The organism is Devosia sp. (assembly GCF_017307495.1).
GTDB lineage: Bacteria > Pseudomonadota > Alphaproteobacteria > Rhizobiales > Devosiaceae > Devosia_A.
The window spans coordinates 84,165-106,087 of record NZ_JAFKHE010000016.1 but is presented as its reverse complement, the minus strand read 5'-3'; the positions used below and the strand labels follow the sequence as shown (position 1 = coordinate 106,087).

The following is a 21,923-nucleotide window of genomic DNA, read 5'->3' as shown; positions in this document are numbered from 1 at the left end:
TGACGCGTCTTTCCGGAGTTACCAGCTGGTCATCGAGCCGTCCTCGAGCCGGGCGACCGGCAGGTAGGCGGCGGCGTAGGGATACTTGGCGGCCAGGTCTTCATCGATGTCGGTGCCGTGGCCGGGCGTCTCGTTGGGGTAGAGGTAGCCGCGGTCGTAGCGCCAGTCGCACTTGAAGACGTCGTAGGTCTCCTTGGTGTAGCCGGTGAATTCCTGGATGCCGAAGTTGTTGATCGCGGTGTCGACATGGATGTTGGCGCCCATGGTGGCGGGCGACATGTCCATGGGGCCGTGGCAGGCCGACTTCACGTGGTAGATCGAGGCGAAATCGAAGATCTTCTTGATGCCGGTGACGCCGCCCGCATGCACGGCGGTGACGCGGATGTAGTCGATCAGCTGTTCCTGGATCAGCGTCGTGGTGTCGTAGACCGAGTTGAAGATCTCGCCCACGGCCAGCGGCTGGGTGGTGTGCTGGCGGATGATGCGGAAGCCTTCCTGCAGCTCGGCGGGAACGGCGTCCTCGAGCCAGAACAGGCGGTAGGGCTCGAGGTCCTTGCCCAGCCGTGCGGCCTCGATGGGGGTCAAACGGTGGTGCACGTCGTGCAAGAGGTGCACGTCCCAGCCGACCGCATCGCGCAGCTTCTCGAACAGCTTGGGGACCAGCGGCATGTATTTGTGCGTGGCCCAGACCTCCTCGGTGACCATCGGCTTGATCATGCCGCCGGCAGCCTGGTCGGTGGACGGGCCGGTGCCGTAGATCGGCGGCAGGCCGGGGATCGAGACCTGGGCGCGGATGGCGTCGAGGCCCTGCTCGCGCATGGCGATGACGCCTTCGGTGACCTCGGAGATGTCGAGGCCGCCGACATGCTTATAGACCATCACCTTGTCGCGCGACCGGCCGCCAAGCAGCTGGTAGAGCGGCATGTTCGCGACCTTGGCCTTGATGTCCCACAGCGCCATGTCGATCGCGGCGATCGCCGCCATGGTGATCGGGCCGCGGCGCCAGTAGGCGCCCTTGTAGAGGTACTGCCAGATGTCCTCGGTGCGGAGGGGGTCCTTGCCGATGAGGGTGGGGGCAATGTGGTCCTTGAGGTAGGAGACGACCGCGAGTTCGCGGCCGTTCACCGTGCCGTCGCCGATGCCGTAGACGCCCTCGTCGGTGATCACCTTCACGGTGACGAAGTTGCGTCCGGGCGAGCAGACGATGACCTTGATCTCTTTGATCTTCATGGCGTGCCTCGGTTCCGGATGCTTACGACCAGGTGCGGTCCCAGGACGTGTCGTCGTTCCACTGGTCGGTCGGCTGCCAGATGTCGGTGACGCCCGGCTGCAGGTGCTGGCGGAGGACCTCGTCGTTGAGGTCGTCGATGCCGAGGCCAGGCTTGTCGCTCAGTTCGATGAAGCCGTTCCTGACGATCGGGCCGTCGAAGCCGGTGACGATGTCGTCCCACCACGGCACGTCGACGGAGTGATATTCAAGCGCGAGGAAGTTTTCGGTGGCGGTGGCGATGTGGGCCGCGGCGATGGCGGCGACCGGGGTCTCGGCCATGTGGATGGCCATGGCGATACCGTAGTCCTGCGCCGCGTCGCCGATCTTCTTGGTCTCGAGGATGCCGCCCGTGGTCAGGATATCGGGGTGGATCACTGAGATGCCGGCGTTGAAGAGCGGCTCGAAGCCTTCCTTGAGGTAGATGTCCTCGCCGGTGCAGATCGGCACCGAGGTCGCTTCCTGGAGGCGGCGGTAACCCTCGGCGTACTGCCACGGGATCACGTCCTCAAGCCATGCCGGGGTGTACTTCTCGATGCGCTGGGCCAGGCGGATGCCGTCCTGCAGCGAGATGTGGCCGAGATGGTCGATGGCGAGCGGGATTTCCGGCCCGATCTCGCCGCGCACTTCACCCATGTACTGGTCGAGCAGGTCGAGGCCCTTCTCGGAGAAGTGCAGGCCGGTGAAGGGGTGCATGACGTTCTGCGCGTCATAGGCGCGGTTGCGGGCGTAGCGCTGCTCCGCGGTCTGCGGGCCGACGCTGGCGGGATGCTGGCGGAACGCGTCAATGGCACCGGCGGGGCCGACGACGGCGCCGGGGATGTGGGCGATTTCCATCAGCCCCAGGTCCATCTTGAGGAAGGTGAACCCCTTGTCCATGCGCTCCTTGAGGCGCTTGCCCATCTCGGTGCCGCTGGGACGGTCGGCGTCGGTGTCGCAGTAGCAGCGGACCTTGTCGCGGAACTTGCCGCCGAGCATCTGGTAGATCGGCACGCCATAGGCCTTGCCGGCGAGATCCCACAGCGCGATCTCGACCGCGGACACGCCGCCCCCCTGGCGGCCGTGGCCGCCGAACTGCTTGATGCGGCGGAACAGGCGATCGACGTCGCACGGGTTCTCGCCGATGAGGCGGCTCTTCAGCATCAGGGCGTAGGTGGCGCTGGCGCCGTCCCGGACCTCGCCGAGCCCCACGATGCCCTGGTTGGTGTAGATCTTCAGCAGCGCCGAGCGGAACGGCGCGCCGGTGATCTCGGCCACCCGGATATCGGTGATGCGCAGGTCTGAGGGCTTGGAGCTGGTGTTGACGCGGTTGAGGGCGTCCTCGGCAGTGTTCGCAGTCATCATGGGCATGCCTCGCTTGGGGCGGCACGACCCTGCCGCCCGGGACAGAATGGGGTGGGGGGGCGGCCTAGAGCGTCAGCGCCATCTCCGTCTCGGCGTCGAACAGGTGCATCCGGTTCTGGTCGAACTCGAGGAATACCGGCTCGTCGGGGCGCAACTGGAAGCTCGGCGCGACGCTGACATTGACCACGGCGCCGGAGACGAACACCTGGGCGAAGGTGACGTCGCCGGTGGGCTCGACGGTGTAGACCTTGCCGGGCACCGAGCCCGGCACCTGCGCCTTGTGCACCTGGATGGTCGAGTGCCGGCCGCCGAGCACAACCTTGTTCGACTTGGCGGAGAGCGCCTTCCTGCCATTGGCGTCGGACAGCGGCATCTCCCAGCCCTCCGGGCTGGCGAGGACGACGTCCGTGCCCTTCGACACGGCCGTCAGCGGCACCAGGCTCATCGCCGGCGAGCCGACGAAGCTCGCGACGAACATGTTCACCGGATTGGCGAAGACGTTGGCCGGGCTGTCGTACTGCTGCAGGAAGCCGCCGTTCATCACCGCCATCTTGTCGGACATGGTGACGGCCTCGAGCTGGTCGTGCGTCACGTAGATGATCGTGGCGCCGAGGTCCTGGTGGAAGCGCTTGATCTCGCTTCGCATCTGCACGCGCAGCTTGGCATCGAGGTTGCTGAGCGGCTCATCCATCAGGAAGGCACGCGGCTCGCGCACCAGGGCGCGGCCGAGGGCGACGCGCTGCTGCTGGCCGCCCGAGAGTTCTCTCGGCTTGCGCTCCAGAAGGTGGGTGATGTCGAGCGTCTTGGCGGCGGCCTGCACCCGACGGTCGATCTCGGCCTTGTCCATCTTCCGCATCTGCAGCGGGAAGGCGAGGTTCCTGTAGACCGACTTCTGCGGATAGAGCGCGTAGTTCTGGAACACCATCGCGATGTCCCGGTCCTTCGGATCGAGATCGGTCACGTCGCGATCGCCGATGGTGATCGTGCCGCCCGACATCGGGATGAGCCCGGCGACGAGATTGAGCGTCGTGGTCTTGCCACAGCCCGAAGGTCCGACCAGGGCGACGAATTCGCCATCCTCGACGGTCAGCGATACGTGGTTCACGGCGTATACGCCGCCGTAGTTCTTGACCACGTCTTTGAGGACAACCTGAGCCATAAGGGTTCCCTGGCGGTTAGTGCTTCACGGCGCCTTCGGTGAGCGCGCGAACGAAGTAGCGTTGCAGGACGAGGAACAGCACCACGACGGGGATGCTCATCATGAAGGTCGCCGCCATCAGCCCCGGCCAATCCGTGGCGTTCTCAGAAAAGAAGCGCTGGATGCCGACCGGCAGGGTCATCTGGTCGTGCCGGGTGAGGAACGTGTAGGCGTAGATGTACTCGTTCCAGGCGCCGATGAAGCTGTAGATCGAGGTGGCGATGATGCCCGGCGTCGAGAGCGGCATGACGATCAGGAAGAACGCCTGGAAGCGCGTCGCACCGTCGATGCGGGCCGCCTGCTCGAGCTGGACCGGGATGTTGTCGTAGAAGCCCTTCAGCAGCCAGATGGCGAGCGGCAGGCCGAAGGTCAGGTACGTCAGGATCAGCGAGCCGTGCGTGTTCACGAGGCCGAGCACGCGCATCAGGATGAACAGCGGCACGAGGAACACCACGGCCGGGAACATGTTGCGCAGCAGCACGGCGAAGAACAGGAACGTCCGGCCGGGAAAGCGGAAGCGCGAGAAGGCATAGGCCGCCGGCACCGCGACGACCACCGCGAGGATGGTGGTGAGGGTCGAGACCCAGACGCTGTTCCAGAAGTACCGCAGGAAGTCCTGGCCGACGCTGCTGGTGGGATCGATGAGGCGCCAGTAGTTCTCCAGCGTAGGCTCGGTCGGCCACCACTGCGGCGGGTATTGCATCGCGGCAAAACCCGTCTTCAGCGAGGTGATGAACATCCACAGCATCGGCATCACCGTGAAGCCGAGCAGCAGGACGAGGAACAGACGACCGAACCAGCGCCAGCCGTCGATGCCCGTGCGATGGATCACCGCTGCTTCCGTGCTCGCACTCATGCGCCGGCCCTCGATTCGTCGCCCTTGGTCAGTGCCCGCACGTAGAAGTAGCCGAGCACCATCATCACGATGAACAGGATCACCGCGTAGGCCGCGCCCACGCCCCAGCGCTGCCGCCCGAAGGCGATCTGGTAGATATGGGTGATCCAGATGTCGGACGAGCCGGCGGGACCGCCGCTCGTCATCACCCACGGGATGATGAAGGAGTTGAAGTTCTGCACTGCAAGCAGCAGCACGGTTACGGTCGAGACGCCCGCCAGGTGCGGGAAGGTGACGTGCCAGAACCGCTGCCAGGCGCTTGCCCCATCCACCTGCGCGGCACGCAGCAGGCTGTCGGGAACGGTCTGCAGGCCCGCCATCAGCATGATCATGGCGAACGAGAATTCCTTCCACACGTTCACGACGATCAGCGCGTAGAGCGAGGTTGTGGTGTTGTCGATGAAGTTGATCGGGTGGTCGGTCAGCCCGAACTGCACCATCAGGGCGCCGATGACACCGAAATCGGAATGGTAGAGCCACTTCCACACATAGGAGGCGGCGACCGCGCTCACGACCCACGGGATCAGCAGCAGGCCGCGCAGGAAGCCGCGGCCGGCGAACTCGCGATTGAGCGCCAGCGCGGCGCCGAGGCCGAGCACGAAGGCAAAGAAGGTGGAAAGCGTCGTCCACACCACGGTCTGCCACGTGACCTTCCAGAAGATCGGGCTGGTCAGGATGGTGACGTAGTTGTCGAGCCCGTTGAACGTCTTGTCGGCCAGCGACAGGCTCGCGGGGGTGTTAAAGAAGCTCAGTTCGATCGTGTAGTAGATCGGGTAGCCGATGACGATCAGCATCACGAAGATGGCGGGCGCAACGTACAGATAGTCGGTGCGGCTGTTCCACATCCGCTGCCCGATATTCGGACGCCTGGGCGCCTGTGGCGGGACATCACGGAAGATGGCTTGACCCGGAACGGTGCTCACTGTGGCTTGCCCTGGTGTTCTGCTTGGTCGCGCATCGGGGACGGAAAGGTCTGCAACCGTCCCTCGAATGCGCTCCAGCTTAGATAGAAGACCGGCGGCGCGGGCCGCCGGTCACGATACTTGTCGGTCAGCGATCAGATGCCGCCGCCGCCAGCGACGATGGCCTCGACCTTCTTGGCCGCGTCGTCGGCTGCCTGGTCGACGGTCATGGCGCCGGTGAGCGCGTTCTGCATCATGTCCGGCACGATGATGTTCATGATCTCGGGAGCCTCGGGGATCACCGGGAACGGGATGCCGTTGGGCAGCATGGAGGTCGTGACGTCGAGGAACTTGATGGTCTCGAGGCGCTGCTTCATGGCGTCGGTCATGAAGCCGTTGATGTTGCCGGGGTTGGAGCCGACCCAGGCGAGCTTGGTCGACCATTCCGGGCTGTCCCAGAAGCAGATCAGAGCCTTGACCGCCTGCTCGTCCGACTTGCCGCCCTCGACGAACTCGGGCTTGACCACGTGGATGTTGGAGCCGCCGAACACCACGGCGCGCTTGCCGTCCGGACCGGTCGGCAGCAGGCCATAGCGCATGTTGGCCACCACATCGTCAGCCACGGCCTTGTCGGCGCCGGTCGCCTTGGAGGCGAGGTCGGTCATCTTGGCGTACTCGGCCGGGTGGGCAATCATCATGCCGAGCTTGCCGGCGATGAACGGCGCCTGGTTCTCGCCCTGGGTATTGGTCAGGGCCGAGGTCGGGGCCGACTTGTCGACAGCGTACATCTGGTAGGCGGCTTGCAGCGCGGCCTTGGAGCCCGCGTTGTTGATCTCGACCGTCTTGTAGGACGGGTCCGCCGAGGCTTCGTCCAGCGCGCCGCCACCATAGGCCCACATCATCGGCATGAAGCGGAACGGCGTGTTGCCGGCGTTCTGCTTGGCCACGAGGCCATAGCCCGGGATGCCCAGCTTTTCGTGGATCTGCTTGGAATAGGCGACCACGTCGTCCCAGGTCTTGGGCGGGTTCTCGGGATCGAGGCCGGCGTCCTTGAACACCTTGGCGTTCCAGATCAGGGCCATCGTCTCGTTGTTGGTCGGCAGGCCGTACGAGGTGCCCTCGTAGGTCACCGACTTGAGCGCGCCGGGCCAGAAGTCAGCGGCAGTGTAGCCGACGTCCTCGGGCTTGAGCGGCTGCAGGTAGCCCTTTGCGGCGAACTCGACGCCACCCAGGATCTGCAGGCGGATGACCATCGGCGCGGCATTGCCGAGCAGGGCGGTGCGGAACTTGTCGAGCAGCTCGTTGTAGGTGATCGACTGCACGTCGGTGGTGATGTTCGGGTAGGCCGCGTGGAACGCGTCCCAGAACGCCTTGTCCATGTCGTGCGCGATCTGCGGATCGGCCTCGAACGGGCCCGTGTACCAGTAGGACACGCGGCCGGTGTAGTCGTTGGGAACGACCGCGCCGCAATCCTTGGCAGCGTCGAACTGCTTGGTGCCGGCGATCGACTTCACGTATTCCGGCGACCACTTCGACAGGTCCACGCTCTGCGCGTAGGCTGCACTGGTCGCCGTCGTCAGCATGGTGGCGGCGGTCAGCGCCGCCACTGAAAGGCCAAGCATACGCCGGCCGGTCCTGGTCTGCATGAAACGTCCTCCTAAAATCGGCCCGCGCCGCGGCTTCCGCGCACGCAAGTCCTTACAGCTCACGCTGTTCTTCACGGGTTTCCGGTCTTCGCGGCCGGATTTGCCCAACTGGTATGGCACAGTTCCAGACATCCAACTGTATGTCAACATTGCCAGGATCATACATAATTTCGGAATTTTAGCGTGTGAACAGGACTTGGCTTGCCCAAAAAACATGCATAAACAGAAAGTATGAGCCAGGCGACCGACAGCGCTGACCGGCCCGAGGAGACGCTCGAGCAGCAGGCCTCCGTCTACGAGATGATCCGGGAGGACATCATCTCGGGGCGGCTGGGCCCGAGCGAGCGCCTGAAGGTCGCCGAGCTCGCCGAGCACTACCAGACCTCGACCAACCCGGTGCGCGAGGCCCTGCAGCAGCTGCGCGGCGAGGGGTTCGTCCTGATGGAGCCCAATCGCGGCGCCCGCGTAAGGCCGATCGACGCTGATTTCGTGCGCGACATCATCGAGATCGAGATGCTGATCGAGGCCGAGCTCACCCGCTGGTTCGTGTCCATCGCCACGGATGCCGACCTGGCTGAACTCGAGGCCATCGAGGCCGAGATCGAGGCCAACAATTTCGTCGACCGCAACCTGCACGGCCAGCTCGACACGCGCTTCCACCAGTTCATCTACGATCGGCACTACAACCGGCACGCCGCCGACCTGTGGTGGAAGCATCGCGAGATTCTGCGCGCCATCAGCCGGCGGTTTCCCACTTCGCTCAGCCGCCGCGTCTCAGTCGTGCGCGAACATCGCGAACTCATCGAGTGCATCCGCGCGCAGGACGCCCAGGGCGCCGCCGCCGTGGTGGCGCGCCATGTCGAGGGGTCCGGCCGGCATATCATCGAGCAGATGGGCGTGGCCCAGAGGAACACGGCGCTTCGGCGCCCCTGACTTGCGCCGGTTGGGAGGACCGGCACCGTCATTGCTGATCATCCATTTCGCGCCATCCCGCCGCGAGCGATCGGGGTCGGGTCGGGTGCTGTCGTGACCACGAAAAAGGAAGGCCCATTGGGGCCCGAGGGAGCATCATGAAGATTACCGACCTGCGCTGTGCCGTCATCGGCAAGCATCCGATCGTCCGCATCGTCACCGACGAGGGCCTCTACGGCCTGGGCGAGGTCGAATACACCAAGCCGTACCTCAAGCCCTGGGTGCTGCATTTCCGCGAGGCGCTGATCGGCGAGGACCCGACCGATGTCGAGCGCGTGATGCTGAAGATCCGCCAGCGCGGCTCGTTCAAGCCGTATGGCGCGGCCGTCTCGGCCATCGAGCATGCGCTCTGGGATATCGCCGGCAAGGCCGCGAACGTGCCGGCCTACAAGCTGCTCGGCGGCAAGGTACGCGACAAGGTGCGCGTCTATAACGGCTCGATCCGCCAGCGCCGCTCGGGCGACCGGCCCGAGGATTTCGCCGCCGACGTCAAGTGGATGGCCGAGCAGCCGCAGAAGTTCTTCATGGTCAAGCAGGGCCTGAGCTTTCACTCCTCGATGAAGCAGAGCTACGACGACTTCCACTACGGCGTGCGCCAGCCCCCGACCTACCACGGCGCCATGGACCAGGGTCAGATCTCCGAGCACGGCTTCAACTACATGCTCGACTGCGTGATCGCGATGAAGGAAGCGCTCGGCGACAAGGTCAGCCTGGCGCTCGATTGCGGCCCCGGCTGGTTCCTGCCCGATGCGATCAAGTTCGCCCAGGCGGTCGAGAAGTACAACATCATGTGGCTCGAGGACATGCTCACCGGCGACTACGTGCCGTGGGTGAACCCGCAGGCCTATCGCGAGCTGACGCAGTCGACCTCGACCCCGATCCACACCGGCGAGCAGATCTACCTGCGCCACAACTTCAAGGAACTGATCGAGACCCAGGCGGTGCGCGTCGTCGGCCCGGATCCGGCCGATATCGGCGGCATTGCCGAGCTCAAGTGGGTGGCCGAGCACGCCTACATGCACTCGATCATGATGGCGCCGCATGGCACCGCCAACGGCCTGCTCGGCCTCGGCGCGCTGATCAACGTGTGCGCGACGCTGCCGGCCAACTACATCGCCTTCGAGTACCCGTCGGCCTCCGACCCGTTCTGGAACGAGATCGTCACCGGGCTGCCCTCCGGGCCGATCGTCGTCGACAGCCATGTCGACCTGCTGCCGGGCCCCGGCCTCGGGCTCGACATCGATGCCAAGGCGGCCAAGCGCTACCTGCGCGAGGAAGACGCCGGCTTCTTCGACTGATCGGAGCGCAGGACCGCGAGGCGGCGCTCGAGTCGCTCCGCCTCGCTCCTGCCGTAGCGCCCCATGCGGAAGCCCTCGACGATCTGCAGGATCTCGTTACGGCGCTGTTCGAACTGCTCGACCGTCTCGGTCGCGTGGCGCGGGACGCGCAGCGGCGCCCAGCTGTGATGCGGCGGCATTGGAAACCCCAAGTCGTTCCATGCGAAGGGGTCCCACGCTAGCGCACGGCGCTGCGTCGCCGTGCTGTACGGTTTGTCGCTGCGTCAGGCTGCCGCGCCCGGAGTGCCGGACGCGGCAGAAGCTGCCGGACCTAGAGCTTGCCGAGGAACTCTGCCATGCGGATCAGGCCCTGCATGTAGCCGATGGCGTGCGAGCGGCCGCGGTGGTTCCAGTCGCTGTCGCCGTCCATCTTGGGCACGTGATCGTCGAGCAGGAAGCCGTCGAAGCCGTTCTTGGCGAGCAGCACGATCACCTCAGCCGGATCGAAATTGCCGTCGCCGATGAAGCACTCGGTAAAATCGGGCACCGAGCCCTTCACGTCGCGGAAGTGGATGTAGGAGATGCGGCCCTTGGGCGCGAAATACTCGATCATCTCGGTGACGTTCTGCTTGCCGCCGACCATTTCCGAGCAGCAGCCGAGGCAGAGGTCGAGCGTCCACGCATCGGACTTGCCGACCAGCTCATAGGCCTTCTTGAAGTTGTCCGGCTTGTAGAACAGGCGCGCCACGCCGCCCAGCATCGGCACCGGCGGATCGTCGGGATGGAGCGCCAGCTTCAGGCCCTCCTCCTCGGCCACCGGCAGCACCGCCTTCATGAAGTACTCGTAGTTGCTCCACATCTGCGCTTCGGTGATCACCGGGCCGTCCTTGCCGAACAGCGGCATCGACGAGGCGCGGCCGAGCGTCGTCGGCATGAACGAGCGCAACAGCTCGAGATTGTCGGCATTGGCCTCGACCACCGCCATGTCGAACTGGCGGGCGACCGCACCGCCGCGGGTGGCGCCGGCCCGATCGGTGGTCCACACCGAGTTCGGCATGAAGTGCAGCCCCAGCACCGGGATGCCGGCGCGGGCAACGGCGCGGATCGTCGCCTGGTAGTTCTCGATCTGCTCGTCCCGGCCGTCGAGCCCCATCATCGCCTTGTGGTAGAAGTGCGTGGGGACATTCTCGATCGCCTCGAACTTGAGGCCGGCGGCTTCGACCTGCTCGACCAGCGCCCGCACGTCCTTCTGCTCCCAGCGGCTGTCGCCGGGGAGGGTGGGATTGTTCATCTGCAGGCCCGAGGCGCCAATCTGCGCGGCAAAGCGCAGCCGTTCCTCGGTCAATTCGTGAAACTGGCCTACCGCAACCCTGATACCCATCGCTCTTTCCCTAATCCTCGAACTCGGTTCGTTGTTGTCACCGGGTCATCCCCGCGAAAGCGGGGACCCGTGTCTTGCTTGCCGCCGCTGCCACTGACCAAACAGAGGTTCCCGCTTTCGCGGGAATGACCCGGTGGAGGTGGGGAGACGGGATCGCACTCATCCCTTGACGCTGCCCTCGGTCATGCCGGCCACCATGAAGCGCTGGGCGATGAAGTAGAGCACCATCAGCGGCACCGACGAGATCACCGCGCCCGCCATCAGCGGGCCCCAGGGCAGCACGTCGGAGGTGATGAGATAGTTGAGGGCCAGCGGCGCGGTGCGCTGGCTTTCCGACGTGATGAGGACGAGCGCGAAGAGCAGCTCGTTCCACGCCCCGGTGAAGGTGAAGATGGCGACCGCCGCGATGCCCGGGGCCGACAGCGGCAGCACAATCCGCACCAGGGCGCCGAACCGGCTGAGCCCGTCGATCATGCCCTGCTCCTCGAGCTCGCGCGGCACGCCGCGGAAGTAGCCCTGCAGCAGCCAGGTGGCTAGCGGCAGCGAGAAGGTGAGATAGACCAGGATCAGTCCAACCAGCGAATTGCCCAGCTTGAGCTGCGCCATCACGATCGACAGCGGAATGAACAGCAGCGAGCCCGGCGTCAGGTAGGCGAACAGGATCAGCCGCCCGATGACGCCGCGGAACCGGTAGCGGAAGCGCACCATCGAATAGGCGGCAAAGCTGGAGATGATCACCGAGATGACCGTGACGATCGAGGCGACGATGAAGCTGTTGCGGATGGCGAGCAGAAACTGCCCGTCGGCGAGCAGCTTGACGAAGTTGTCGAGGGTGAACGTCTTGGGCCACAGGGAGGGGACGCGATAGATCTCGCGCGGCAGCTTCAGCGAAGTGATGATCATCCAGTAGATCGGAAACAGCACCAGCAGTACGGCGATGCCGAGCGCCAGGTAGCTGAGCGCCCGACCCATGATGAAGCGCCGCCGCGCGGCGGCATTGGCGTTCTCGGGGGCAGCGCTGGCGATTTCTGCGAGGCTGGTCACTATTCCTCCCTCCGCATCATCAGCGACGTGGCAAAGATCACGAGGATGGCGAGCACCGGCAGCATGTAGACCGACACCGCTGCCGCCTCGCCGATGCGCTGCGTCTGCATGCCGAAATAGGCGAGCACCGGGAATACCATGGTGGCGTCGGACGGCCCGCCGGCGGTGAGCAGCCAGACGTGCTCGAAGCCGTTGGCGGTCCAGATCGAGCTCAGCAGGGTGGTGACGATGATCACCGGCAGGATGCTCGGGATGGTGACGTTCCAGAACCGCTGCCAGGCATTGGCGCCATCGACGATGGCGGCCTCGTACAACTCCTTGGGCACCGATTGCAGCGCCGCGAGGATCGAGACGAACCAGAACGGAAAGCCGCGCCAGACCGAGGCGGCGATGACCGAAGCCATCGCAGTCTGGCGCTGGCCGAGGAAGTCGATGACCTGCGGGTAGAGCCCCGTCTGCGTCAGGATCAGGTTTATGCCACCGCCGATCGGCTGGTACAGCACGCGCCAGGTCAGGAAGGCGACAAAGGCCGGCATGGCCCAGGGCAGCATCAGGAACGAGCGGAACAGGCCCCGGCCCGGCAGCTTCTGGTGGACGAGCAGGGCCAGGCCGAGCCCGATGGCGAGTTTCAGCCCGTCCGAGACGAGGACGATGGTCACCGTGTTCCAGATGGCGCTCCAGAACGTCGCGGTGCCGGCGAGGTACTGGAAGTTCTTGAAACCGACGAACTGCCCGACGCTGCCGATCACCATGTCGGTGAACGACACCCAGATGGCGAACAGGAACGGGTAGGCGACAAGGCCGAGGATCAGCAACACCACCGGCGCCACGAGCGCATAGGCAAAGAGCTTGAGCCTGAGGCCGCCGGCGAAGCGGGAGCGGGCTGGGACTTGGGCGGATACGGTCATGGTCTGTGCCCTTGGCTGCCCCTCGCCCCGACCCTCTCCCCAGAGGGGCGAGGGGGCGCAAGAGCCGAAAACTCAAGGCTGATGGATACTGGGGACCTTGCCACCACGTCCCCTCGCCCCCCTGGGGAGAGGGTCAGGGTGAGGGGTCGCCAAGCGCTCCGATCGTTCAATGAAGCACCCTTCCGCAAGAGACCCGCGGATGGCTCCTTTGGGGGGCCATCCGCGGCAGGGAGGAACTCTCGGTCAGGCGTACTTGTCGTAGATCGCCTGGCCCTGGGCCTGCGCTTCGGCGATGGCCTTGTCGAAATCCCAGCCGTCCACCACCACGCGCTGCGCCAGCTTGGGGATGAGGAAGTTGGAGTTGAAGTCGGCAAAGGCGGCATTGTTGACGTCGGGGTAGGCCGGGGCAGTGCCGTTCTTGGCCAGCCCGAGCAGGCCGACGAGGATCGTGTTGGTGCCGTCGAAAGCCTGCAGCTTCTCCTGGGCCGCCAGCACCGGGCCGTAGATCGCCACGTTGAAGTAGGCGTTCATGAACTCGGGGCTGCTGAGGTGCTCCAAGAGCGCCTTGGCTTCGTCCTGCATGGCGCTGGCCTTGGTGATGGCGCGCACCTGCACGTCGATCGGCGAGATGATGCCCTTCGGCCCGCCCGGCAGCGGCGAGAAGGCGCTGGACTGGAACAGCTCCGGATCGTCCTTCCTCGCGGCAATACCGACCGAACCGGTATTGGCGATGAAGCCGGCCTGGCCGCTGAGATAGGCCTGGTTGTCGCCGGCCCCGTCCCAGGTGGTGTTGCCGGGCGAGAACAGGCCCTTGTCCCAAGCATTCTTGAGCCAGGTGAGCCACAGGCGCGTCTCGGGCGTGTCGAGCGTCACCTTCTTGCCCGCGTCATCGGCGATGCGGCCGCCGAACGACTGCAGCACGGCGACCTGGAGGTTGGCGTCGCCAACATTGGAGAGCGCGAGGCCAAGACCCGATACCGGGGGCTTGTTGATGGCTTCGGCCTGCGTGACCAGTTCGTCCCAGGTCTTGGGCGGCTCGGTGAAGCCGGCGGGCTCGAGCAGGTCCTTGCGGCGGAGCAGCAGGTTGCCGTTGACGCCGAACGGGATGCCGACGCGCGCGATGCCGCCGTCCGCCGTCAGGTCCGTCGCCGTGTCGGGGCCGGTGAACCAGCCGCCCTGTGCGTCGCCGATCTTCTTGTAGAGATCGCCAAGGTCGGAGAACTGGCTCTGCCGGGCCAGCAGCCGGGCCAGGCCGAGACCCATGTCGAGGGCATCCGGCATGCTGTTGGATGAGACCGCCGCCGAGACCTTCTGCGTGGTCTCGTTCTGGTTGATCATCACGACCTCGGTCGCGACGCCATTGGCCGCGCCCCAGGCGTTGATCGTGTCGGTCAGCAGCTTGTTGGCATCGTCGGAAAAGATCAGCCCGCCCCAGTAGGTCAGCTTCTTGCCCTGGGCAATCGCCGGCATCGGGAAACCGCCGGCGGCGGCAAGTGCGAGGCCGCTTGCGGCGGTTCCGAGGACACGGCGGCGCGTCCAGCCGGTCTTCTGGTTCTTCGTACCTTCGGTCATGCTCATCTCCTCCATTGAGCAGTTTCAGGCTACCGACGCTTCGCACATGAAGTGCAGCAACCAGCGCCAGCCGAGCCCGCGCAACTGCTGATCCCCAGGTCCTCCCCGCCGTCGTTCGATCGGCGGCCATGCCCCGTGGGGGACACGGCCGCTCGCGAAATTGGTTTGTCGAATGGCATTAAGTATATTTAATACAGTGAATAAGAGCGTATTCTGACCGCCAAACTGCTGTCAATGCGGTCGCTGATAGGAGAAAGGGATGAGGGGTGAAATCGAGAATGCCGGCTACCAGGCATTCTTCGATGCGCTGATCGACGGCCGGCTGCAGCTCGGCCAGACCCTGACGCAGGACGAACTGTGCCGGATCCTGGGCATCTCGCTGTCGCCGATGCGCGAGACGACGACGCTGCTCGAGGCCGAAGGACTGATCACGGTCCGCCGCAAGGTCGGCATCACCATCTTCTATCCGGACGTGAAATTCGTCGGCAACTGCTTCCAGTTCCGCGGGCTGCTCGAAAAGGAGGGGCTGCGCAAGTTCGCCCAGACCGTGCGGCGCGACTGGATCGACACGATCCGCTCCGAGCACACCGCCATCATCGACTTCGTGCGCCAGGTCAATGATCTTGAGGCCTACCGCGTCCCGGTGAAGAAGCTGGAGCGCCGCTTTCACGACACCTTCGTCGATGCCTTCGACAACGACCAGATCCGGGTGAACTACGCCCGCCTGACGCAGAAGATGTACCTGCTGCGCCTGCACAATCTCAACGCCGTTGGCCCGGCCAACACGGTGACGTCGATGGAGGAGCATATCGACATCATCGATGCTCTCAAAGTCGCCGATGTCGACGGTGCGGTCGAGGCCCTCGAGCGGCACCTTCAGGGTGTGCTGCATCGCGTGCTGACGACGTAGCCGCCTCCACAGGTCGTCGTCCCGCCGGCACCCAGCGCGCCGAAAGCCCCATCGCTGCTGGTGCCCATGGATCGGAGGCGTCCGCGCGTTACCCAGTACTCCGCAATGGGTCCCGGCTTTCGCCGGGATGACGGCCGTGGCTGTGAGAGCTTACCGGGTCGGAACCCACCCTTCGCAAGTCGAATCCGCGTCCCCGTTGACAGCGCTCCCGCTCCGGATTTAGCGTGTCCCTAATATGAAACGCTCGTTCCAGATGCGGAACGCACGGCGAGCGCGAGGGAGGACATCGATGTCGGACTTGGCCGCTGCGCCCGTGCTCGAGGCACGCAACATCGCTCGCCATTTCGGCGCCGTGACGGCGCTCGCCGATGCGTCGCTGAAGCTCTATCCGCGTGAAGTCGTGGGGCTCGTCGGCGATAACGGCGCCGGCAAGTCGACGCTGTTGAAGATCCTCTCCGGCATTGTCGCGCCCTCGAGCGGCGAGATCGTCATCGACGGCCGCCCGGTGGTGCTGAAGCGCGCCCAGGACGCCATGGATGCAGGGATCGAGACGGTCTACCAGGACCTCGCGCTGGTCGACACCATGTCGGCCTACCAGAACGTCTATCTCGGCCGCGAAGAGCTCTCGAAAAACCCGCTGGCCCGCCTGTTCAACCTCGTCGACGACCGGCAGATGCGGGAGCGCGCCCGCGAGGTGCTGAACACCCTGAAGGTGAAGATTCCCTCGATCAACGTCTCGGTGAAGGGTATGTCGGGCGGCCAGCGCCAGTGCCTCGCCATCGCCCGCGCCCTGCTCTGGGGCCGCCGCATCGTCATCCTCGACGAACCCACCGCCGCGCTCGGCGTCCGCGAGACCGGCCAGGTGCTCGAGGTGATCCGTTCGCTGCGCGAGCAGGACGTCTCGGTGATCATCGTTTCCCACAACATGCAGCAGCTGATGAGCGTTGCCGATCGCATCACGGTCATGCGGCTGGGGCGCTCCATTGCGACGCGCACCGTCAAGGATACCGAGGTCAACGAGATCGTCGGTTTGATTACCGGCGCCATCCCGGGCGACTCGCCCGAGGCGCGCGCCGCTGCCCAGGTTGCGGCCTGAGGCATCCGCCCCGGCCGCCCAACACGTTTCGCATACTCAGGGAGGAGACCTATGTTGCGTAACACGACCCGTGCCTTCGCCGTCATGGCGCTGTCCGTGCCGGCCGTTCTCGGCCTCGGCGGCATCGCCGAAGCCCAGGACAAGTTCAAGCTCGGCATGGCGGTGGGTGGCAACACCTGCTGCGAGTGGATGAAGGCCCAGGGCGACGTCGCCCGTGCCCTCGCCGAGAAGGAGGGCTGGGACTATGTCGAGCTCTCCAACAACAACGACCCGGCCACCGCGCTCAAGAACGCGCAGATCTTCGTGCAGGAAGGCGCCAAGGCCGTCATCCAGTTCAATGGCCAGGCCGCATCCAACCCGGCCATCTCCGCCGTCATGAAGCAGGCCGGGATCCCGATCGTCACCTACGATATCGCCGACCCCGGCATGTACTTCGTCGGCATCGACAACCTCGCGGCCGGCATCGCCGGTGGCGAAGGGCTGGGCAAGATCGTCAAGGAGAAGTGGGACTGCAATCCCGACCTCGTCGTCTCGGCCGAAGGCGCCGGCGCCGGCATCGTCAACGAGTGGCGCACCGGCGGCATGCGCACCGGCCTGGGCAACATCTGCCCGGATATCCCGAAGGAGAAGTATGTCAGCTTCGAGAGCCAGGGTGACGCTGCTGTCGGCCTGCCGGCTGCCCGCGACCTGCTCGCGGCGCATCCCGATGCCAAGAAGATCGCCGTGGTCGGCCTCAATGACGGCGGCGTGCTCGCCCTCATCAACGCTGCCGAGCAGCTCGGTCGCGCCGACGACGTCATCGGCTGGGGCCAGGACGGCGCCTTCATCACCGGCGACAACGTCAACCCGCACCTTGTCGGCTCGGTGTTCTACTTCCTCGAAGGCTACGCCGTGTACGCCATCCGCGACGTGATCAAGCCGATCGCCGAGGGCAAGATCCCGCCGCTCAAGGCCGATGCCGGCGATCCGGCGTCCAAGGTCCAGCCGTGCCCGGTGACCGCCGAGCAGGCCAAGGCCGTGCCGGACATGGCGGAACGCGTCAAGCAGCTGCTCGCTGCCCCCGCCGGCACCACCGAGTACGACCTGTTCTGCCCCAACAAGGGCTGACTTGGACGTGACTGCCTGAAGGCCCCCTCACCCGCCGCTACGCGGCGACCTCTCCCCCGGAGGGAGAGGTGAACCGAGGCACGATCTCGCCGCACCACTACCTCTCCCTCGGGGAGAGGTCGGCCCGCAGGGCCGGGTGAGGGGGCCTTTTCAACCTGCTGCTGAATCCCTGCTGCTGAATCCCTTCGGAACCCACAATGTCCGTAACCCCTGCTATCGAGACCGCTGCGCCGGCCGTGCCGCTCAAGGTGCGCCTGGGCGGCTGGGGCACCGGACTGATGCTGCTGGCCGTGTGGCTGCTGCTCATCGTCGCCACCGGCCTTTATCGCCAAGACTTCCTCTCGCACCAGACCCTGCTGGCGGTGACCTTCACCATGGCGGTGGTCGGCGTGCTCGCCATCGGGCAGGGGCTCGTCGCCATCTCGGGCGGCTTCATCGACCTGAGCCAGCCCGCCAACATGATCCTTGCCAGCCTCGTGGCCGTCCGGTTGTCCGAGGCCGGCATGCCGCTCGCCGTGGTGATCGTCGGCGCCATCCTTTCCGGCATGTTGTGGGGAGCGCTCAACGCCGCGATCGTCGTCTTCGCCAGGCTGAACCCGGTGATCGTCACGCTCGCCACCAACTTCATCGGCCTGGCCGTGCTGTTCCTCGTCTTCCAGCTCGCCGAGGTGCCGCTGAACAGCGAGATCTACCAGTTCGGCCGCGCCAGTTTCCTCGGCCTGCCGGCGATCTTCTGGCCCATGCTGGCCCTGGTGCTGATCGTCGGCCTGCTGATGCCGCGCACCCGCTATGGCCGTCGCGCCATCGCCGTGGGCGGCAACAAGGCTGCCGCCAAGGCGCGCGGCATTTCGCTGAAGCTCACCCGCTTTGCCATCTTCACCATCGCCGGCGGCTTCGTCGGCTTCGCCTCGGTGCTGTTCGCCGCGACCGCCGGCCCGTTCAACCCGGGCTCGGCCAACACGCTGCAGCTCAACATCATCGCCGGCGTCATCCTCGCGGGCATTTCGCTGGCCGGCGGGCGCGGCAATTTCTGGATGCTCCTGCTCTCGGTCGGGTTCCTCTCGACCATTCCGACCTCGCTGGTGTTTTTCGGCCTGAGCTCGGACACGCAGTCGATCTTCCAGGGCTTCATCCTTATCATCGCGGTCGCCATCGACGGCTGGCGGGCACGGAAGGGCACACCATGACCGACATCACCGCTGCCCCCGTCAGGAAGGGCCTCAGCGAGGACTGGCGCGCCATCCTCACCGGCTCGGTCGCCTCGATCAGCATCACCTTCATCGCGGTGATCGCCATCGGCTGGTTCTGGGTCGGCCCGAAGTTCCTGAGCTTCGGCAACGTCTCGATCATGGGGACCTTCCTGATCGTGCCGCTGATCGTCGGCGCCTTCTCGGGCTTCGCCCTGCTCTCCGGCGTCGTCGACCTGTCGATCGGCTCGATGGTGGCCTTCTCGTCGGCCCTCTTTGCCCTGCTCATCTCGCTCGGCTGGGATCCGGCCACGACCGCCGTTGTGACCCTCGTCGCCTGCCTCTGCTTCGGCGGCATCAACGCCATTGCCATCGTCGGCTTCGGCGCCGAGCCGATCGCGGCGACGCTGGGCATGCTGGTGGCGCTGCGCGGCATCGCCTGGGTGCTGCTCGGCTCGCAGGGCACGATCTTTGCCTTCAACATCGACATGTTCAACCTGATCAGCCTGCAGCTGTTCGGCCTGCCGCTGTTCTTCCTCGTCGCCATCGCGCTGACGGTGGTCGCGGCGCTGATCGTCACCAGGACCCGGGCTGGCCGGCACGTGCAGGCGGTAGGCGGTGACGACAAGGCGGCGGCCCGTGCCGGCATCTCGGTCAGGGGCGTACGCGTCGCGGCGCTGCTGCTTTCGTCCTTCGGCGCCGGCCTCGGCGGCATCGTCTACGCCGCCCAACTCGGCTCGGCTGCCCGCGCCACCGGCTTCGGCCTCGAGTTCCAGGTCTACGCCGCGCTGATGATCGGCGGCTACTCGATCCTGCGCGGCGGCGTCGGCAATCCGATCGGCGGCGCGCTGGGCTTGCTTGCGGTCGCGGGTGTGTCCAACATCCTCGATCTGAAGGCGATCAGCCCCTACTACGTGAACATCATTGTCGGCCTGCTGCTGCTGGCAGCAGTCCTGCTCGACCGCATTCGCGGCGGCGACGCCTACGAATAAGCCCATTCCACTTCATCCCCCAGGGACACACCAAGGACCGCGCCGTGAAGATCTCGGACATCACCATCAAGTCGTTCCGCACCACCGCCGACCGCTTCGACACCGGCTACGCCCGGCCGATGCCGGATACGCCGATGATGCAGACCCTGCTCACCATCCACACCGACGAGGGCGTCGAGGGCCACTATTTCGGCGGCGGCTCGCACGGTGACGCAGAGGGCCTGAACGTCGTCGACCAGCAGGCGATCCTGTGGCGCATCAAGGACCTGCTCGTCGGGCAGGACCCGATGGACCGCGAGATGATCTGGAAGTGGATGTGGGTTGCCAACGTCCAGGAGAACGTGGCTTCGGTCATCGACAATGCGCTGTGGGACCTGGCGGGCAACTTCGCCAACCTGCCGGTCTACAAGCTGATGGGCGGCGCCCGCGACAAGGTGAAGGCCTACGCCTCGACCTATCCCAACATCGGCAAGCCGCAGGTCTATGCCGACCATGCGCTGCAGTGCAAAAAGGAAGGCTACATCGCCTACAAGATCCACCCGCACTACTTCTGGAACCCCGAGACCGGCACCCCGACGCCGGGCCGTCCGTCCAACATCAAGGCCGACATCGAGACCATCCATCTGGTGCGCGAGGCCGTCGGCCCCGACTACGTGCTGATGTACGATCCGTGGGGCACCTACATGAGCCTCGAGGAAGCCATCCAGGTCGGCCGCGAGCTCGAAAAGCTCAACTACTACTGGTACGAGCACCCGATGCCGGAATACCGGGTCGAGAGCTACGTCCGGCTCTCGCGCGAGCTCTCGATCCCGATCCTCAGCCCCGAGATCGTCGCCGGTGGCGTGTTCAGCCGCGCCGAATGGATCCTGCGCGGCGCCGGCGACATGAGCCGCATCGACGTGGTCCGCGGCGGCATCACCGGCGCCCGCAAGACCGCCATCGTTGCCGAGGCCTATGGCCTGCGCTGCGAAATGCACATGGCCGGCTGGGGCAACCTGCAGGTCTGTGGCGCGACGTCGGAAGATACGTCCGAGTATTACGAGAAGGGCCTGCTGGCGCCGGGCGTCGACTACGACAAGCCGCACCCCTACCTCAAGAATATCGTCGATAAGATCGACGCCGAGGGTTACGTGCACCTGCCCAAGGGCTCGGGCATGGGCTACGAAATCCAGTGGGACTACATCAACGACAACCTGATCGAGCCCAACGCCACGACGAAGAAGACCCACTGGTGATAACGAGGGCCAACTGGCTTCGGTTGAGCGCGGAGTCATTCCCGCGAAAGCGGGAACCCCTGTTCTTGATGCCCGACCCAAACGGCGATCCCCGCTTTCGCGGGGATGACACGGCGGGTTTGGTGGGTCCGGGGCCAATGCTCGGCGGCAAGCGCGAGAGTGGTCCGACTGCAATCCATTGCGCAGGAGCTGTCGCCTAGATGTCGAGCATCATCCGGTCAGTGCAGGCCATGGACCTTCTGGCAAGGAAGGGACCGCTTGGCGTGCGCGCCGTTGCCCAGCAGCTGCAATTGCCGCTGGGCTCGGTGCACCGGATGCTGCTCGATCTTGCGGAGGCGGGCGTTGCCGACCGCACGCCGGCGGGCGAGTGGGAGCTGAGCTTCCGCCTGCTCGAGATCACCGGCATGCAGCTCGAGCGTATCGACCTGCCGCGGTTGTGCCGCCCGTTCGCCGAAAGGATCGCCGAGGCGACGAGCGAGACGGTCAACGTCAACGCGCTCAGCGGCCTCCATGGCGTCTGCATCGACAAGGTGCGCGGCAACGAGGGCATGCAGCTCGACCTGCGCATCGGCTCGCGCGGGCCCCTCAATTGCGGCGGCGCCGGCAAGGCCATGCTGGCCTTCATGAGCGAGGACAAGCGCGAGGAGATCTACAACCAGCCGCTCTCCGCGCTCACCAGCCAAACCATCACCGACCCGGCGAGGCTGCGCGAGGAGATCGGCCGCATCCGCGCGCGCTTCTACTCGATCGACGACCAGGAAGTGGTGATGGGTGTCTACTGCGTCGCCGTGCCGATCCTCGATCGATCCGGCACCTCGGTCGGCGCCATGAGCGTCACCGGCCCGTCGGTGAAGAAGCCCGGCGGCGCCAACGTCATGCCGATCGTCGCCATGCTGTGGGACGCCTGCGAACACGTCAGCCGCCGCCTCGGCTTCGCCGGCGCCTGGCCCCCGGTCGCGGCTGCGGCCGAACGGATGGCGGGGTGATGGC

The 21,923-nt window shown here is 65.6% G+C and carries 20 protein-coding genes; 9 read left to right on the top strand and 11 right to left on the bottom strand.

The features are described from left to right. Nucleotides 1–18 precede the first annotated feature (18 nt). The 6 genes from manD to J0I99_RS08440 all read right to left on the bottom strand — a co-directional run bounded on the left by manD (nt 19) and on the right by J0I99_RS08440 (nt 7,189). A complete protein-coding gene (gene manD, locus J0I99_RS08465; protein WP_291397074.1) occupies nt 19–1,230 on the bottom strand; it encodes a D-mannonate dehydratase ManD in 1,212 nt (403 codons plus the stop codon). 22 nt (nt 1,231–1,252) lie between these two features. Further along, complete coding sequence (locus J0I99_RS08460; RefSeq protein ID WP_291397073.1) at nt 1,253–2,611, bottom strand: mandelate racemase/muconate lactonizing enzyme family protein; 1,359 nt, start codon at nt 2,609–2,611, stop codon at nt 1,253–1,255. Between the two features lie 64 nt (nt 2,612–2,675). Then, a complete protein-coding gene (locus J0I99_RS08455) occupies nt 2,676–3,770 on the bottom strand; it encodes an ABC transporter ATP-binding protein (protein ID WP_291397072.1) in 1,095 nt (364 codons plus the stop codon). A 16-nt stretch (nt 3,771–3,786) separates the two neighbouring features. Next, nucleotides 3,787–4,665 (bottom strand): carbohydrate ABC transporter permease, encoded by an 879-nt coding sequence (locus J0I99_RS08450; RefSeq protein ID WP_291392927.1) that lies wholly within the window; start codon nt 4,663–4,665, stop codon nt 3,787–3,789. Next, nucleotides 4,662–5,549 (bottom strand): carbohydrate ABC transporter permease, encoded by an 888-nt coding sequence (locus J0I99_RS08445; protein WP_291397071.1) that lies wholly within the window; start codon nt 5,547–5,549, stop codon nt 4,662–4,664. Before J0I99_RS08445 ends, J0I99_RS08450 begins: the two co-directional genes overlap by 4 nt. A gap of 212 nt (nt 5,550–5,761) precedes the next feature. Continuing rightward, complete coding sequence (locus J0I99_RS08440; protein ID WP_291392943.1) at nt 5,762–7,189, bottom strand: extracellular solute-binding protein; 1,428 nt, start codon at nt 7,187–7,189, stop codon at nt 5,762–5,764. A 294-nt stretch (nt 7,190–7,483) separates the two neighbouring features. Here J0I99_RS08440 and J0I99_RS08435 point away from each other — a divergent pair, with 294 nt between their 5' ends. Together J0I99_RS08435 and J0I99_RS08430 are read left to right on the top strand one after the other, a co-directional pair. Then, on the top strand, nt 7,484–8,185 hold the full coding sequence (locus J0I99_RS08435) for a GntR family transcriptional regulator (RefSeq protein ID WP_291392922.1): 702 nt from the start codon (nt 7,484–7,486) through the stop codon (nt 8,183–8,185). A gap of 137 nt (nt 8,186–8,322) precedes the next feature. Next, nucleotides 8,323–9,522, top strand: coding sequence for a mandelate racemase/muconate lactonizing enzyme family protein (locus J0I99_RS08430; RefSeq protein ID WP_291397070.1), 1,200 nt, complete (start codon nt 8,323–8,325; stop codon nt 9,520–9,522). Here J0I99_RS08430 and J0I99_RS08425 read toward each other — a convergent pair. The 5 genes from J0I99_RS08425 to J0I99_RS08405 form a co-directional block, all read right to left on the bottom strand. Beyond that, nucleotides 9,486–9,701 (bottom strand): hypothetical protein, encoded by a 216-nt coding sequence (locus J0I99_RS08425; protein ID WP_291390861.1) that lies wholly within the window; start codon nt 9,699–9,701, stop codon nt 9,486–9,488. The two genes, J0I99_RS08430 and J0I99_RS08425, sit on opposite strands and share 37 nt — an antisense overlap. Before the next feature lie 131 nt (nt 9,702–9,832). After that, complete coding sequence (locus J0I99_RS08420) at nt 9,833–10,882, bottom strand: mannonate dehydratase (protein WP_291397069.1); 1,050 nt, start codon at nt 10,880–10,882, stop codon at nt 9,833–9,835. 159 nt (nt 10,883–11,041) lie between these two features. Beyond that, a complete protein-coding gene (locus J0I99_RS08415) occupies nt 11,042–11,926 on the bottom strand; it encodes a carbohydrate ABC transporter permease (protein ID WP_291397068.1) in 885 nt (294 codons plus the stop codon). Beyond that, the gene (locus J0I99_RS08410; RefSeq protein ID WP_291390858.1) at nt 11,926–12,834 is read right to left on the bottom strand and encodes a carbohydrate ABC transporter permease; all 909 of its coding nucleotides are present in this window, start codon (nt 12,832–12,834) and stop codon (nt 11,926–11,928) included. The genes J0I99_RS08415 and J0I99_RS08410 overlap by 1 nt, the downstream gene beginning before the upstream one ends. A 243-nt stretch (nt 12,835–13,077) precedes the next feature. Continuing rightward, nucleotides 13,078–14,406, bottom strand: coding sequence for an extracellular solute-binding protein (locus J0I99_RS08405; RefSeq protein WP_291390857.1), 1,329 nt, complete (start codon nt 14,404–14,406; stop codon nt 13,078–13,080). Between the two features lie 259 nt (nt 14,407–14,665). Between J0I99_RS08405 and J0I99_RS08400 the strand changes: the two genes are divergently transcribed. The 7 genes from J0I99_RS08400 to J0I99_RS08370 all read left to right on the top strand — a co-directional run bounded on the left by J0I99_RS08400 (nt 14,666) and on the right by J0I99_RS08370 (nt 21,919). After that, nucleotides 14,666–15,316 (top strand): GntR family transcriptional regulator, encoded by a 651-nt coding sequence (locus J0I99_RS08400; protein ID WP_291397067.1) that lies wholly within the window; start codon nt 14,666–14,668, stop codon nt 15,314–15,316. A 289-nt stretch (nt 15,317–15,605) separates the two neighbouring features. Further along, complete coding sequence (locus J0I99_RS08395; protein WP_291397066.1) at nt 15,606–16,412, top strand: ATP-binding cassette domain-containing protein; 807 nt, start codon at nt 15,606–15,608, stop codon at nt 16,410–16,412. A gap of 54 nt (nt 16,413–16,466) precedes the next feature. Further along, on the top strand, nt 16,467–17,519 hold the full coding sequence (locus tag J0I99_RS08390) for a substrate-binding domain-containing protein (RefSeq protein WP_291390854.1): 1,053 nt from the start codon (nt 16,467–16,469) through the stop codon (nt 17,517–17,519). 197 nt (nt 17,520–17,716) lie between these two features. Beyond that, nucleotides 17,717–18,706: an ABC transporter permease gene (locus J0I99_RS08385; RefSeq protein ID WP_291391164.1), complete on the top strand. Its 990-nt coding sequence runs from the start codon at nt 17,717–17,719 to the stop codon at nt 18,704–18,706. Beyond that, nucleotides 18,703–19,698, top strand: coding sequence for an ABC transporter permease (locus J0I99_RS08380; protein WP_291391163.1), 996 nt, complete (start codon nt 18,703–18,705; stop codon nt 19,696–19,698). The genes J0I99_RS08385 and J0I99_RS08380 overlap by 4 nt, the downstream gene beginning before the upstream one ends. Before the next feature lie 44 nt (nt 19,699–19,742). Continuing rightward, complete coding sequence (locus J0I99_RS08375) at nt 19,743–20,933, top strand: enolase C-terminal domain-like protein (RefSeq protein WP_291397065.1); 1,191 nt, start codon at nt 19,743–19,745, stop codon at nt 20,931–20,933. A 200-nt stretch (nt 20,934–21,133) separates the two neighbouring features. Then, a complete protein-coding gene (locus tag J0I99_RS08370; protein WP_291397064.1) occupies nt 21,134–21,919 on the top strand; it encodes an IclR family transcriptional regulator in 786 nt (261 codons plus the stop codon). Nucleotides 21,920–21,923 lie beyond the last annotated feature (4 nt).

Coding starts and splice junctions, on each gene's coding strand:
- manD (WP_291397074.1), bottom strand. CDS start 1,230: ATGAAGATCAAAGAGATCAAGGTCATCGTCTGCTCGCCCGGACGCAAC.
- J0I99_RS08460 (WP_291397073.1), bottom strand. CDS start 2,611: ATGATGACTGCGAACACTGCCGAGGACGCCCTCAACCGCGTCAACACC.
- J0I99_RS08455 (WP_291397072.1), bottom strand. CDS start 3,770: ATGGCTCAGGTTGTCCTCAAAGACGTGGTCAAGAACTACGGCGGCGTA.
- J0I99_RS08450 (WP_291392927.1), bottom strand. CDS start 4,665: ATGAGTGCGAGCACGGAAGCAGCGGTGATCCATCGCACGGGCATCGAC.
- J0I99_RS08445 (WP_291397071.1), bottom strand. CDS start 5,549: ATGTGGAACAGCCGCACCGACTATCTGTACGTTGCGCCCGCCATCTTC.
- J0I99_RS08440 (WP_291392943.1), bottom strand. CDS start 7,189: ATGCTGACGACGGCGACCAGTGCAGCCTACGCGCAGAGCGTGGACCTG.
- J0I99_RS08435 (WP_291392922.1), top strand. CDS start 7,484: ATGAGCCAGGCGACCGACAGCGCTGACCGGCCCGAGGAGACGCTCGAG.
- J0I99_RS08430 (WP_291397070.1), top strand. CDS start 8,323: ATGAAGATTACCGACCTGCGCTGTGCCGTCATCGGCAAGCATCCGATC.
- J0I99_RS08425 (WP_291390861.1), bottom strand. CDS start 9,701: ATGCCGCCGCATCACAGCTGGGCGCCGCTGCGCGTCCCGCGCCACGCG.
- J0I99_RS08420 (WP_291397069.1), bottom strand. CDS start 10,882: ATGGGTATCAGGGTTGCGGTAGGCCAGTTTCACGAATTGACCGAGGAA.
- J0I99_RS08410 (WP_291390858.1), bottom strand. CDS start 12,834: ATGACCGTATCCGCCCAAGTCCCAGCCCGCTCCCGCTTCGCCGGCGGC.
- J0I99_RS08405 (WP_291390857.1), bottom strand. CDS start 14,406: ATGACCGAAGGTACGAAGAACCAGAAGACCGGCTGGACGCGCCGCCGT.
- J0I99_RS08400 (WP_291397067.1), top strand. CDS start 14,666: ATGAGGGGTGAAATCGAGAATGCCGGCTACCAGGCATTCTTCGATGCG.
- J0I99_RS08395 (WP_291397066.1), top strand. CDS start 15,606: ATGTCGGACTTGGCCGCTGCGCCCGTGCTCGAGGCACGCAACATCGCT.
- J0I99_RS08385 (WP_291391164.1), top strand. CDS start 17,717: ATGTCCGTAACCCCTGCTATCGAGACCGCTGCGCCGGCCGTGCCGCTC.
- J0I99_RS08380 (WP_291391163.1), top strand. CDS start 18,703: ATGACCGACATCACCGCTGCCCCCGTCAGGAAGGGCCTCAGCGAGGAC.
- J0I99_RS08370 (WP_291397064.1), top strand. CDS start 21,134: ATGTCGAGCATCATCCGGTCAGTGCAGGCCATGGACCTTCTGGCAAGG.